Here is a 13422-nt window from a genome sequence, read left to right as displayed (position 1 = left end):
CTACTTCTTACCCTTGTCCCCGGCCGCGTCGGTGGACAGCGCGGCGACGAACGCCTCCTGCGGCACCTCGACGCGGCCGATGGTCTTCATCCGCTTCTTGCCTTCCTTCTGCTTCTCCAGAAGTTTGCGTTTGCGGGTGATGTCACCGCCGTAGCACTTGGACAGCACGTCCTTGCGGATCGCCCGGATATTCTCGCGCGCAATGATTTTGGAGCCGATCGCCGCCTGCACCGGCACCTCGAACTGCTGGCGCGGGATGAGCTCCTTGAGCTTGGTGGCCATCTTGTTGCCGTAGGCGTACGCCGAATCCTTGTGCACGATCGCGCTGAACGCGTCGACGGCCTCGCCCTGCAGCAGGATGTCGACCTTGACCAGTTCGGCTTCCTGCTCGCCGGCCTCCTCGTAGTCGAGGCTGGCGTAGCCACGGGTGCGCGACTTCAGGGAGTCGAAGAAATCGAAGATGATCTCGCCGAGCGGCATGGTGTAGCGCAATTCCACCCGTTCGGGCGACAGATAATCCATCCCCCCGAGCTCCCCGCGGCGGGACTGGCACAGTTCCATGATGGTGCCGATGAATTCGCTGGGCGCGATGATGGTCGTCTTCACCACGGGCTCGTACACGGTGCGGACCTTGCCCTCCGGCCAGTCCGACGGGTTGGTCACGACGATCTGCGAGTCGTCTTCCTTCACCACGCGGTAGACGACGTTCGGCGAGGTGGAGATCAGGTCCAGGTCGAACTCGCGCTCCAGGCGCTCGCGGGTGATCTCCATGTGCAGCAGGCCCAAAAAGCCGCAGCGGAACCCGAAGCCCAGCGCCACCGACGTCTCCGGCTCGTAGGTCAGCGCGGCGTCGTTGAGCTGCAGCCTGTCCAGCGCATCGCGCAGGTCCGGGTAGTCGGAGCCGTCGACGGGATAGAGCCCCGAGTACACCATCGGCTTGGGCTCGCGGTAGCCCGTCAGCGCCTCGGTGGCGCCGTGCCGGGCGGTCGTCACCGTGTCCCCGACCTTGGACTGGCGGACGTCCTTGACGCCGGTGATCAGGTAGCCCACCTCCCCCACGCCCAGGCCCACGCTGGGCTTGGGTTCGGGCGAGACGATGCCGACCTCGAGCAGTTCGTGGGTGGCGCCCGTCGACATCATCGCGATGCGTTCGCGCGGCGTGATCTTGCCGTCCACCACCCTGACGTAGGTCACCACGCCGCGGTAGATGTCGTAGACCGAGTCGAAGATCATTGCGCGGGTGGGCGCGTCGGCGTCACCCTGCGGCGGCGGCACCTGACGGACCACCTCGTCGAGCAGCTCGGGCACGCCCTCGCCGGTCTTGCCGGACACGCGCAACACGTTGCTCGGTTCGCAGCCGATGATGTGGGCGATCTCGCCGGCGTAGCGGTCCGGATCGGCCGCCGGCAGGTCGATCTTGTTGAGCACCGGGATGATCGTCAGGTCGCGGTCCAGCGCCAGGTAGAGGTTGGCCAGGGTCTGCGCTTCGATGCCCTGGGCCGCATCGACCAGCAGGACGGCGCCCTCGCAGGCCTCGAGCGCGCGCGACACCTCATAGGTGAAGTCGACGTGACCGGGTGTGTCGATGAGGTGCAGGACATACCGTTCATCCCCGACTTGCCAGGGCAGGCGCACGTTCTGCGCCTTGATGGTGATCCCGCGCTCCCGCTCGATGTCCATCCGGTCCAGGTACTGGGCGCGCATGGACCGCTCGTCGACGACGCCGGTGAGCTGAAGCATCCGGTCCGCCAGCGTCGACTTGCCGTGGTCGATGTGAGCGATGATGCAGAAATTCCGAATCTGCGCCGGCGGGGTGAAGGTTTTGTCGGCGAAACTGCTGATGGGAATCTCCTGGTCTGGCCCTGCTCGCGGCCGCTTGAGCGGTACGTCAAGGGTATCTGTGTGGGGTCGCCCGGGCCTACTTGGACACAATCGCACCCGGCCGCGCGTGGTTATGCTGCGAATATGGCGTCTGCCCGGAAATCTCAGTGGAAGACGTTGCAGCGGTTCGCCCGCAATGCGGTGGTGTACGCGCAGACCGCCCAGGTCGTCGCGCGGGAACTGCAGCAGGCCGTGAAGATCACCGCGAACGTCATCGCCGCGGCGTCCCCGCAGCCGCCCGTGGCCATCGCCGCGGGCCGGCCGGTGACCAGCGCCAGCTTTCCGACCGCCCAGCGGGCGCGCAAGCTGGTCTACGCCCCGAACCTCGACGGCCGCGCCGATCCGGGGGAGATCGTCTGGACGTGGGTGGTCTACGAGGACGATCCCAGCCGCGGCAAGGACCGACCCGTCCTCGTCGTGGGTCGCGACCGCAGCGTCCTGCTGGGACTGGTGGTGTCCAGCCAGGAGCGGCACGCCGGCGACCACGATTGGGTCGGGATCGGTGCGGGCGCATGGGATGACGAGGGCCGGGAAAGCTGGGTCCGGCTCGACCGGGTGCTCGACGTGCCCGAGGAGAGCATTCGCCGCGAGGGCGCCGTCCTGGATCGTGAGATCTTCGACGCGGTCGCCGCGCGGCTGCGCGCGGAGTACGCGTGGAGCTAGCCAGCGCCTCGCCGAGCGTGTAACCACGGCGAGAAAACGGCAGAATTTTCGCCCTGAGCGCACGTTCGGCGAAGAGGCGGGCAACCAGCCCCGCGGTTGATCAGCCCTGGGTGATGTAGGACTGCAGCTGCTGCTGCTCGGCCTCGAGCTCTTCCATCCGGGTCTTCACCACGTCACCGATGCTCACGATGCCGATCAGCTTCTTGCCGTCCAGCACCGGCACGTGGCGCACCCGGTTCTTCGTCATCAGCACGCTCAACGAGTCGACCGTGTCGGATTTTGTGCAGGTGGCGACGTTGGCGGTCATGATCTTCGAGATCGGCCGGGACAGCACACTGGCTCCGTGCGTGTGCAGTTGGCGCACGACGTCGCGCTCCGAGACGATGCCGACGACGCCGTCGTCGCCGACCACCACCATGGCACCGATGTTTTGCTCGGCGAGGCCGGCGAGCAACTCCTTGACCGTGGCCTCCGGGTTGATCGTCACCACCGCCGCGCCCTTGTTCCGCAAGACGTCCGCAATCCGCATCAGGCCTCCAGCCGGTTGTGATCCGCTGCACACCAGGCTACGGCTAACTCACGCGCCGGGAAAGCCACCACGAGCACCGGAACCGGACGCACCCATACCCTCGGATTTCCCGGCCCAAACCCGGATCGGTCAAACGCCACTGCGCCCCTTCGCGGCTTGCGAGGATAGGACGATGATCGAGATCACTTTGCTGGGAACAGGTAGCCCGATCCCCGACCCCAACCGCGCCGGGCCGTCGACGCTGGTCCGGGCCGCCGGGCAGGTGTTCCTGGTGGATTGCGGGCGGGGGGTGCTGCAGCGGGCGGCCGCGGTGGGCGTGGGCGCCGCCGGATTGTCCGCGCTGCTGCTCACCCACCTGCACAGCGACCACATCGGCGAGCTCGGCGACCTGCTCATCACCCGGTGGATCACCACTTTCGCGCCCAACCCGGCGCCGCTGCCGATCATCGGGCCGCCCGGCACCGCGGAGACGGTGGAGGCGACGTTGAAGGCGTTCGGCCATGACATCGGCTACCGGATCGCCCACCACGCCGATCTCAACGATCCGCCCGCGGTCGAGGTGCACGAATACACCGAGGGCCCGGTGTGGGACCGCGACGGGGTGTCGATCCGGGTGGCGCCGACCGATCACCGGCCGGTGGCGCCGACCATCGGCTTCCGCATCGACTCCGATGGCGCGTCGGTGGTGCTGGCCGGGGACACCGTGCCGTGCGCCGGCCTGGACGAATTGGCCCGCGGCGCCGACGCCTTGGTGCACACCGTGATCCGCAAGGACATCGTCGTCAACATCCCGCAGCAGCGGCTGCAGGACATCTGCGATTACCACTCGTCGGTGCAGGAGGCCGCGGCGACGGCGGCCCGGGCGGGCGTGGGCACCCTGGTGATGACGCATTACGTGCCGGCGCTGGTGCCCGGGCAGGAGGAACAGTGGCGCGCGCTGGCTGCCTCCGAATTCGGCGGGCGCATCGAGCTGGGCGACGACCTACTTCGGGTCGAGGTCACCGCGCGGCAATAGCGCGCCGCCCACCACCAGCCACACCAACGCCGAAACGCGCGCGATCGGCAGGATCGGCCCACACTGCGGCCACGCCAACACCAACGCCGCCGATTCGGCGAGTGCGGCCGTCGCCATGCCGACCCAGGCCACCGGCCGCGGCGTCAGGCCCATCGCGAGGCTCGGCGCCGCGATGCCCGCCACCAGCAGCCCCAGGGCCACGATGTGCCCCGGGCCGCCGACCAGAAAGACCAGGAAGTACAGGGCGCGCACCAGCGCGGCGTCGGCGCTGATGTCCGGCCGCGACAGCGGCCAGGCCAACAACCCGGTCAGGCCCAGCGAGCCGGCGGCCAGAACGCCGCCCGTCGCGGCGACCGCGGCCGTCGGCGCGGCGACGCCGAGCCGCCGCAACCGGGCACCGGCCGCCGCCGCGTAGAGAGCCAGCGGCACCGACGATGCGAACGTGGCCGCGGCCATGACGTGCACCGCGACGGGTTGCGCGCGGACGTAGGCGACGACGTCTCCCGCCGGCCCGTACGGCAACGGCGGCACACCGCCCATGGCGACCCCGACGGCGATCCCCGCGAACAGCAATCCCAGGCACAGCATGGCGAGCAACGTCAACGACGGCCCGGCGCGCCGTGGATCGGCCATGCCCGCAACGATATTCCCGAATTCGCGGGCGGCTAGGCCAGCCGGGTGACCTCCACGATCACGTCGAGATCCGTCGCGCCTTCCCCGGAGTAGATCCCCCTGAGCGGGGAGACGTCGGTGTAGTCGCGCCCGGCGCCCACGCTGACGTACTGCTCGGTGATCTCGGTGTCGTTGGTGGGGTCGAAATTCCACCAGCCACCGGTCCAGGCCTGGACCCAGGCGTGGCTCCGTCCTTCCACGGTGTCCCCGACGACCGCGTTGCGTTTGGGGTGCAGGTAGCCGGACACGTAGCGCCCGGGAATTCCCATGCCGCGCAATACCATCAGCGTCAGGTGCACGAAGTCCTGGCACACACCCTTGCCCTCGTTCAGCGCGTCCGCCCCCGAGGTGTGCACGCCGGTGGTCCCGGGCAGGTAGTCCAGCTCGTCACGGACCCACTTGCCCGCCGCGACGACGGCCTCGGCGGGGTCGTAGGACTTGGCGAGTTTCTTGGCCATGGACGCGGCGCGTTTGCTCGTCGGGGTGTGCGCCGTGGGGCGCAGCAGTTCGTCGAAGCGATCGATCACGGCCGCGGAGTGCAGATCGCTCCAGCTGACCTCCGCCAGCGCCGGCTCCCCCCGCTCGGTCTCGACGACCGAGGAGGACGTCACCGTGAGATCGGTGTGCGGCGCATGCAGGTCGAACGCCGTGACGGCGGTGCCCCAATAGTCGATGTAGCGGTGGGAGCGCGTCGCGGGGATGGTCTCGATCCGGTTGAGGATGACGTTTTGGCGGGTGTCCGAGCGCGGGGTCAGGCGGGCTTCGTTGTACGAGGCGGTGACCGGCGACTGGTAGGCGTAGCCGGTGGTGTGCACCACCCGCAGCCGCCACATCAGGGTTCGCCCTGCCGGGCGACCAGCCGGGCGCGCTGGCCGGCGTCCGACCATGCCACCCATGGGGTGACGTGAAAGTACTGCAGCGACAACGCCTCTCCGACATCGCTACAGGTCCGCTGCAGGCCGGCCAGGCGGCTCTCCAGCGACTCGAGCAGCACGCCGGGTTGCACGAATTCCAGTTCGCTGCGCGCCTTCCCGAGCAGGCGCTGCGCCTCGGCGGTGGAGCCGATGCGGCTCTGCGGATTGTGCAGCAGCTCTTCGAGATTGTGTTCGGCCAGCCGCAGCGAGTAGAACACCGAGCGCGGAAACAGGCGGTCCAACAACATGAACTCGACCACCCGGCCGGCGTCCAGCACGCCGCGGTAGGTGCGCAGGTAGGTGTCGTGCGCGCCCGCCGAGCGCAACAGCGTCACCCACGCCGGGGACGACGCGCTGTCCCCGACCCGCGACAGCAGCAGGCGCACCGTCATGTCGACCCGCTCGATCGCGCGGCCCAGCAGCAGGAAGCGGTATCCGTCGTCGCGCGACAGCGTCGAATCGGCCAGACCGGCGAACATCGCCGCCCGACCCTCGATGAACGACAGAAATTCATGTGGCCCAAGGCGTTTGGCGGCGCGCTCGCGTTCGGCAAGCGCATGGTAGGTGGTGTTGAGGCATTCCCAGATCTCGATGGACGTCACCTCGCGGGCGGACTTCGCGTTCTCCCGCGCCGCCGTGATGGCGTCGACGATCGAACAGCCGCTCGAGGCGTTGGTGCTGAAGGCCACCAGGTCGGTCAGCGACCAGACATCCAGGTCGTGATCCGGTGGGTCGATGCCCAGCACCCGCAACAGCAGCCGGGACGCCTGGTCCGGGTCGACGCTGGAATCCTCGAGCAGTTGGTGCAGCGCCACATCCAGGATCCGGGCGGTGTCGTCGGCCCGCTCGACGTAGCGACCGATCCAGTAGAGCGCCTCGGCGTTGCGGGCCAGCATCAGCGCATCCTCTGTTGTTGTTGCTGCTGGGGCTGCTCGTCGGGAATCTCCGTCGGCTGCGGCTGCTGCTGCTGTAGCCGTGGCGCACCGTCGAGCACCTGGTCGGGGATCGACTTGGGCAACGACCGGACGACCTCGGCGGCGCCCAGCTCCCGCGCGCCGGACGCGGCGCGCGGCGCCAGCACCCAGGTGTCCTTCGATCCCCCGCCCTGGCTGGAGTTGACCACCCGCGAGCCCTCGACCAGGGCCACCCGGGTCAGTCCGCCGGGTAGCACCCACACGTCGTTGCCGTCGTTGACCGCGAACGGCCGCAGGTCGACGTAGCGGGGCGCCAGCGTGCTCCCGACCTGCGTCGGCACGGTCGACAGCTCCATCATCGGCTGCGCGATCCAGCTGCGCGGATCGTCGCGGACCTTCTTGGCGACGGTGGCCAGCTCCTTGTCGGAGGCCTCCGGGCCGAACACGATGCCGTAACCGCCGGAGCCCTCCACCGGCTTGAGCACCAGCTCGTCGATCCGGTCCAGCACCTCTTCGCGTTCGTCGTCGAGCCAGCACCGGTAGGTCTCCACGTTGGCCAGCAGCGGTTTCTCGCCGAGGTAGTACTCGATCATCGTCGGCACATAGGTGTAGACGAGCTTGTCGTCGCCCACGCCGTTGCCGATCGCGCTGGAGATGACGACGTTGCCGGCGCGGGCGGCGTTGACCAGGCCGGCCACCCCCAGCACGGAGTCGGCGCGGAACTGCAGCGGGTCGAGGAAGGCGTCGTCGATGCGCCGGTAGATGACGTCGACCTGGCGCTCGCCCTCGGTGGTGCGCATGTACACCTGGTTGTCGCGGCAGAACAGGTCGCGACCCTCGACGAGCTCGACCCCCATCTGCCGCGCCAGCAGCGAATGCTCGAAATAGGCCGAGTTCGCCACGCCGGGAGTCAGCACGACGACGGTGGGATCGGCCTCATTGGTGGCCGCGGAGTTGCGCAGCGCGCGCAGCAGGTGCGACGAGTAATCGTCGACGGCGCGCACCCGGTGGGTGGCGAACAGGTTGGGGAAGACCCGCGCCATGGTGCGCCGGTTCTCCATGACGTACGACACGCCCGACGGTGAGCGCAGATTGTCCTCGAGGACGCGGAAGTTGCCTTTTTCGTCGCGGATCAGGTCGATGCCCGCGACGTGGATGCGGACGCCGTTGGGCGGGACGATGCCGAAGGCCTGCCGGTGGAAATGCTCGCAGGAGGTGATCAGGCTGCGCGGGATGATGTCGTCGTTCAGGATTTCCTGATCGCCGTAGATGTCGTCGAGATACATCTCGAGGGCCTTGACGCGCTGGGTGATGCCGCGCTCCAAGCGGCTCCACTCGGCGGCCGAGATCACCCGTGGCACCAGGTCGAGCGGGAACGGCCGCTCCTGGCCCGACAGCGAAAACGTGATGCCCTGGTCGATGAAGGCGCGGCCCAGCGCCTCGGCGCGGGCCTTCAGCTCGGAGGCGTCGGAGGGCGCGAGCTCGGCGTAGATCCCCTTGTACGGGCCGCGCACGGTGCCCTGGGCATCGAACATCTCGTCGAAAGCCATCGAGTAGGCGTCCGATTCGTTGTAGCCGCCGAAGATGCGCTCGGCGCGCGCGTCCGGGCGCCCCGCAGCGCCCCGCCTGGTGTCCTCAAGCTGGCTCGGAAGACTCACTTTAGAGATGCTGCCTCAAATCGACGTTCTGGCAGGCCACGGTTTCCCCTTTTGGGAGAAAACGTAACCGACTGCTAACCTGGGCAGTCGCGATCGGGTGTGGGGCGCCCGGCGCAAAACACCGATCTTGAAGAAGGAACTGACGCGTGGCCAACATCAAGTCGCAGCAGAAGCGTATCAAGACGAACGAGAGCGCCCGCGTGCGCAACAAGGCGGTCAAGTCCTCGCTGCGCACCGCCGTGCGCTCGTTCCGCGAGGCCGCCCACTCCGGCGACAAGGAGAAGGCCGCCGAGCTGCTGGTGTCGACCAACCGCAAGCTGGACAAGGCGGCCAGCAAGGGCGTCATCCACAAGAACCAGGCCGCCAACAAGAAGTCGGCGCTGGCGCGGGCCCTCAACAAGATCTGAGCCGCCACCCGGCCCTTCAGCGGCCCCGGTCGGCCACCAATTCGGCAACCTGCCTGACGGCGGATTCCAGCGCGTAGTCCGCGTCGGCGACGGCTCCCTTGACGTTGGCGTTGAGCTCCGCCACGACTCTCATCGCGGTGGCCACGGTGTCGCGCGACCAGCGCCGGGCCTGTTTTTGGGCCTTCTGCACCCGCCATGGCGGCATCCCCAGTTGCGCCGCCAGGCGATACGGGTCGCCGGACAGCGGGCCCACCCGGCCGATGCTGTGCACGGCCTCGGCCAGCGCGTCGGCCAGCACCACCAGCGGTTCGCCGCGCAGCATCGCCCACCGCAGCGCCTCGGTGGCTCCCGCGACGTCGCCGGTCACCGCCTTGTCGGCGATGTCGAAGCCCTTCACCTCCGCCTTGCCGCTGTGGTAGCGCCGCACCGCGGCGGCATCGACATCGCCGGCGGTGTCGGCGACCAGCTGTGAACACGCGGCCGCCAGCTCGCGCACGTCGGAGCCGACGGCGTCCAGCAGGGCGGTCACGGTCTCCTCGTCGACCTTGACGCGCAGCTCACGGAATTCCTTGCGGATGAAGTCGATGCGCTCGCTGAGCTTGCTGATGCGCGCGCACGGATGGACCTCGGCGCCCAGCGTCTGCAGCTGGCCGGCCAGCGCCTTGGCCCGCCCGCCGCCGGAGTGCACCACCACCAGCACCGTGCCCGTCGGCACGTCGGCGGCGGCCGCGGCGATCATCGCGGCCGCGTCCTTGCCCGCTTCGCCGGCCGCCTCCAGCACGACGATGCGCTCGTCGGCGAACAGCGACGGGCTCAGCAGTTCGGCGAGTTCGTAGGTGCTGACGTCGCCGGCCCGCATCCGGCTCACGGGAACGTCTGGGTTCTCGGAGCTGCCGGCGCGTTTGCGCGCCGACCGCAACACGTCGGCCACCGCCCGCTCGACCAGCAGCTCCTCGTCCCCCAACACCAGGTGCAGGTGGTGCGCAACCTCGCTCACCCCACGATCGTGTCACGCGGGACTGACGAGCTCGGACACAGACCAGGCCAGCCAGCACACGACGAGCGCCGACACGGCGAGCCCGAGCGCCCGGCGAAACCAGCGCCGCCGCCACAGCAGCGCGGCCGACAGCAACGCCGACGCCGTGCCTGCGGCGACCACCGCCACGCCGGGCACACCGGCCGGAACGGGTACCGTCGCCGCGGGCACGCCGGCCGACCACCGCGCCACGTGCAACACCCACCACAGTTCCGGCCCGCTGAACCGGATCAACAGCTGCGCACCGGCGGGCCACAGCAGGCAGCTGACGGTCGCCGCGCTGCCCAGCACGGTGATCGGCGCTATCACGGGCGCCACCGCGAGGTTGGCCGCCGCGGCCACCAGGCTGACCCGGCCCGAGATCCCGGCGACCAGCGGGGCGGTCACCACGTGCGCGGCGCACGCGACGGCGAGCGCGTCCGCCAGCGGCTTGGGCCGGCCCCTGCCGACCAGGCGCCGCGACCAGGCGGGCGCGATGACGACCAACGCGGCCGTCGCCAGCACCGACAGCGCAAAGCCCACGTCGACGGCCAGCTGTGGAGCGACCGCCAGCAAGATCAGCACGGTGGCCGACAGCGCCGGAATCGCTTGCCGCCGGCGCGAAGACAGCATCCCGGCCAACGCGATCGCGCCCATCACCGCCGCGCGCAGGACGCTCGCCGTCGGCTGCACGACGATGACGAACGCCACCAGCGCCACGGCAGCGAGCAGGACGGCGGCGCGCGGGCCGATCAACCGGGCCGAGAACAGCACCGCCGCGCACACGATCGTGACGTTGGCCCCCGACACGGCGGTCAAGTGCGTCATGCCCGCCGCCCGGAAGTCGCGGCTGGTCTGGCCGGTAATCGCCGCGGTGTCGCCGAGGACCAGCGCGGGCAGCATCGCGGCCTGGTCCGCGGGCAGCGTGTCGCGGGCGGCGGCGGCGAACCGGCGGCGCACGTGGTGTGCGGCCCGCTGCACCGCACCGGCGGTCCCCAGCGTCGGCCGGCCGGACGCGTTGAGCACCGCCACCGTCAGGTCACGGCGGGACGGACGGTTGACGCGCGCGGTGAACCGCACCGGTTGACCCACCATCAGGTCGCCGAAGTCCGAGGCCCGGGCGAAGACCACCACTCGGCCGGACACCTCGTCGTCGCGCAGCCGCCGCAGGTTGGCACGGAACATCACCCGTCCGCTGCCGAGCGCCAGCGCCGTCTCGCTGGGGGTGACGGTCACCGGGGCGGTCGTGCCGAACGCCGCGGTGATCGGGTGGCGACCTACCGCGTCGGCACGCAGCCCGATCGCCAACCCAAACCCCGCACCCACCACACCGGCCGCCACCAGGCCGGCGCCAACCGCCGGTAGCCACCGGCGGCCCGGCCCGCGCGCCGCGCAGCGGGCCAGCGCACCCACCACGACCAGCACGACGCAGCAGGCCGCCAAGACCCGCCCGATCGGCCACCAGATCCCGGCGGCGGTCACCACCCAGCCGGTGAGCGCGGGCGCCACCAGCCGCACGTCGACGTGCGCGTCGGCCGATCCGCCGCCGCCCGGCCGGCCCACCGGCGTCAGACACGGACGAGCGGGCGTAGTTTCTCCAGCCGCGCCGGACCGATGCCATCGACGTCGGCGAGCTGATCGACGCTGGTGAATTTGCCGTTCGCCTGCCGCCAAGCCACGATCGCGGCAGCGGTGACCGGTCCCACACCGGGCAGCCCGTCCAGCTGCTCGACGGTCGCCGTGTTGAGGTCGAGCGCCTCGCCCGCCTTCGGCTTCGCCGTCCCCGAAACGGGTCCCCGCGGCCCGGGCGCCGGGGACGTACCGGAGGCCACCGAGCTGCCGAGCGCGGCCGGCTGCCCCGGCGCGGGAGCGAGCCCGACCACGATCTGCTCACCGTCGCCGACCGGGCGGGCCATGTTCAACCCGATGGTGTCGGCGCCGTTCACCGCGCCGCCCGCCGCCTGCAGCGCGTCGGCGATGCGCGCGCCGGGCGCCAGGGTGACCAGCCCGGGAGCGTGCACCAGCCCCACCACGCTCACCACCACCGGTCGATCGCCATCGGCGGGCCGGCCGGCGCCCGGGGCCGCCGAGGATCGGGGGCCGGCCGTTCCGGCCTTCTCCACCGGCGGCAGCTTGGCCGACATCACCGGCGCGGGCCGGTCACGCATCAGGGTGAACACCGTGACCAGCACGGCCAGCGCGGCCACGATAGCCAACGCGATCGCGCCCGTGCGGCCGGGGTCGGCGCGCATCTTGGCCACCCAGCCGCGGCTCTCGACGGCGTCCGGCAGCCACCGCGGCAGCAGCGAGTTCTGGTCTTCTGATTCGCCCAAGCCTGCGGCGTCGTGGTCCGAGCCCGATTCGTCCGCGCCGTCGGCGGCCGGGTCCGCGCCGAGCCGGCGCTGCAGCCGCTCGGCGGGCAGTTCTGTTCGCATGCGCCGACCGTAGGCGCGCCGACCGCCCCGGCGACCGCGTGCGACGGCGCCGCACCGCCGGCATGTGGACGAATCCGAGGCTGTGCACAGGCACCCGAATCCGATGGGTCAAGATGGAACGAGTCGCGACGTTCACCTCGACCAAAGGAGGCTGCCATGCAGTTGGCGCTCACACCGGAGGAAGCCGCGTTCCGCGATGAGCTTCGCACCTTCTACACCACGAAGATCCCCGAGGAGCTGCGCGAGCGGGTGCGCGCCGGGGCGGCGTCCGTGCGCCGCGAAGACATCGTCACCAGCCACAAGATCCTGCACGAGCACGGGCTGGCGGTGCCGAACTGGCCGGTCGAATGGGGCGGCAAGGACTGGACGCCCACCCAGCACCAGATCTGGGCCGACGAAATGCAACTGGCGTGCGTGCCCGAGCCGCTGAACTTCAACACCAAGATGGTCGGCCCCGTGATCGCCGAATTCGGTTCCGAGGAGATCAAACAACGCTTCCTGCCGCCGACGGCCAACCTCGACATCTGGTGGTGCCAGGGCTTCTCCGAGCCCGAGGCCGGCTCGGACCTGGCGTCGCTGCGCACCACCGCGGTCCGGGACGGCGACAGCTACGTCGTCAACGGGCAGAAGACCTGGACAACGCTCGGCCAGTACGCGGACTGGATCTTCTGCCTGGTACGCACCGACCCCCAGGCGCCCAAGCGGCAGGCCGGCATCTCGTTTCTGCTCTTCGACATGAAGACGCCGGGCATCACGCTGCGGCCCATCAAGACGATCGACGGCGGCCAGGAGATCAACGAATTGTTCTTCTCCGACGTCCGGGTGCCCGCCAATCAGCTTGTCGGGCAAGAGAATCAGGGCTGGACCTACGCGAAGTACCTGCTGGGCAACGAACGCACCGGCATCGCCGGGGTGGGGCGCACCAAGGTGCGCCTGGCCGAGGTGAAAAAGCGCGCCACCGAAACCGGGTTGCTCGACGATCCCCTGTTCGCGGCGCGCCTCGCCGAGGCCGAGAACGAGGTGCTGGCACTGGAACTCACGCAGTCGCGAGTGGTCTCGGACTCCGCGGACGGGCAGCCCAACCCCGCGTCGTCGGTGCTCAAGCTGCGCGGCAGCCAACTGCAGCAGATCGCCACCGAGCTGCTGGTCGAGGTGGCCGGCCCCGACGCGCTGCCGGTCAACGGTGACGACATCACGTCGCCGGAGTGGGCGCAACACAGCGCCCCGCACTACCTCAACTACCGCAAGACGTCGATCTACGGCGGCAGCAGCGAGGTGCAGCGCAACATCATCGCGTCCACCATTCTCGGATTGTGAGG

The 13422-nt window shown here is 69.9% G+C and carries 12 protein-coding genes and 1 pseudogene; 4 read left to right on the top strand and 9 right to left on the bottom strand.

Annotated features, from left to right (window positions below; translation table 11 throughout):
* Positions 1 to 1984 (bottom strand): annotated as a pseudogene (gene lepA / locus A5787_RS01560) (translation elongation factor 4).
* On the opposite strand from lepA, the gene A5787_RS01555 reads away from it, so the two are divergent.
* Positions 1966 to 2544 carry a type II toxin-antitoxin system PemK/MazF family toxin gene (locus tag A5787_RS01555; protein WP_066960605.1) on the top strand — a complete coding sequence of 193 codons (579 nt, stop codon included), beginning with the start codon at positions 1966 to 1968 and terminating at the stop codon, positions 2542 to 2544. The pseudogene lepA and the gene A5787_RS01555 sit on opposite strands and share 19 nt — an antisense overlap.
* A gap of 100 nt (positions 2545 to 2644) precedes the next feature.
* On the opposite strand, the gene A5787_RS01550 is transcribed toward A5787_RS01555, so the two are convergent.
* Complete coding sequence (locus tag A5787_RS01550) at positions 2645 to 3073, bottom strand: CBS domain-containing protein (protein WP_066914112.1); 429 nt, start codon at positions 3071 to 3073, stop codon at positions 2645 to 2647.
* A 172-nt stretch (positions 3074 to 3245) separates the two neighbouring features.
* Between A5787_RS01550 and A5787_RS01545 the strand changes: the two genes are divergently transcribed.
* Positions 3246 to 4088, top strand: coding sequence for a ribonuclease Z (locus A5787_RS01545; RefSeq protein WP_066960602.1), 843 nt, complete (start codon positions 3246 to 3248; stop codon positions 4086 to 4088).
* Here the strand turns inward: A5787_RS01545 and A5787_RS01540 are convergent.
* The 4 genes from A5787_RS01540 to A5787_RS01525 are packed head-to-tail and all read right to left on the bottom strand — an operon-like array spanning position 4056 to position 8255.
* Positions 4056 to 4721: a hypothetical protein gene (locus A5787_RS01540; protein WP_082977017.1), complete on the bottom strand. Its 666-nt coding sequence runs from the start codon at positions 4719 to 4721 to the stop codon at positions 4056 to 4058. The genes A5787_RS01545 and A5787_RS01540 overlap by 33 nt on opposite strands.
* A gap of 32 nt (positions 4722 to 4753) precedes the next feature.
* Positions 4754 to 5593 (bottom strand): transglutaminase family protein, encoded by an 840-nt coding sequence (locus A5787_RS01535; RefSeq protein WP_066960600.1) that lies wholly within the window; start codon positions 5591 to 5593, stop codon positions 4754 to 4756.
* Positions 5593 to 6570 (bottom strand): alpha-E domain-containing protein, encoded by a 978-nt coding sequence (locus tag A5787_RS01530; RefSeq protein WP_066960597.1) that lies wholly within the window; start codon positions 6568 to 6570, stop codon positions 5593 to 5595. Before A5787_RS01530 ends, A5787_RS01535 begins: the two co-directional genes overlap by 1 nt.
* On the bottom strand, positions 6570 to 8255 hold the full coding sequence (locus A5787_RS01525; RefSeq protein ID WP_082977016.1) for a circularly permuted type 2 ATP-grasp protein: 1686 nt from the start codon (positions 8253 to 8255) through the stop codon (positions 6570 to 6572). Before A5787_RS01525 ends, A5787_RS01530 begins: the two co-directional genes overlap by 1 nt.
* Before the next feature lie 137 nt (positions 8256 to 8392).
* On the opposite strand from A5787_RS01525, the gene rpsT reads away from it, so the two are divergent.
* Positions 8393 to 8653 (top strand): 30S ribosomal protein S20, encoded by a 261-nt coding sequence (gene rpsT, locus A5787_RS01520; RefSeq protein ID WP_066960592.1) that lies wholly within the window; start codon positions 8393 to 8395, stop codon positions 8651 to 8653.
* A gap of 16 nt (positions 8654 to 8669) precedes the next feature.
* On the opposite strand, the gene holA is transcribed toward rpsT, so the two are convergent.
* From holA to A5787_RS01505, 3 genes are read right to left on the bottom strand one after another with little or no spacing between them, the layout of a single operon-like run.
* Positions 8670 to 9629, bottom strand: coding sequence for a DNA polymerase III subunit delta (holA, locus tag A5787_RS01515; RefSeq protein ID WP_156763714.1), 960 nt, complete (start codon positions 9627 to 9629; stop codon positions 8670 to 8672).
* A gap of 33 nt (positions 9630 to 9662) precedes the next feature.
* Complete coding sequence (locus A5787_RS01510) at positions 9663 to 11186, bottom strand: ComEC/Rec2 family competence protein (protein ID WP_066960742.1); 1524 nt, start codon at positions 11184 to 11186, stop codon at positions 9663 to 9665.
* Between the two features lie 50 nt (positions 11187 to 11236).
* Positions 11237 to 12103, bottom strand: a complete 867-nt coding sequence (locus A5787_RS01505; RefSeq protein WP_066960587.1) for a ComEA family DNA-binding protein — start codon at positions 12101 to 12103, stop codon at positions 11237 to 11239.
* Between the two features lie 156 nt (positions 12104 to 12259).
* Here A5787_RS01505 and A5787_RS01500 point away from each other — a divergent pair, with 156 nt between their 5' ends.
* On the top strand, positions 12260 to 13420 hold the full coding sequence (locus A5787_RS01500; protein WP_066960585.1) for an acyl-CoA dehydrogenase family protein: 1161 nt from the start codon (positions 12260 to 12262) through the stop codon (positions 13418 to 13420).
* Positions 13421 to 13422 lie beyond the last annotated feature (2 nt).

It is taken from the genome of Mycobacterium sp. 852002-50816_SCH5313054-b (assembly GCF_001667185.1).
Lineage (GTDB): Bacteria > Actinomycetota > Actinomycetes > Mycobacteriales > Mycobacteriaceae > Mycobacterium.
Note: the sequence above shows the minus strand (reverse complement) of the source record. Positions and strands in the feature narration are given on the sequence as shown.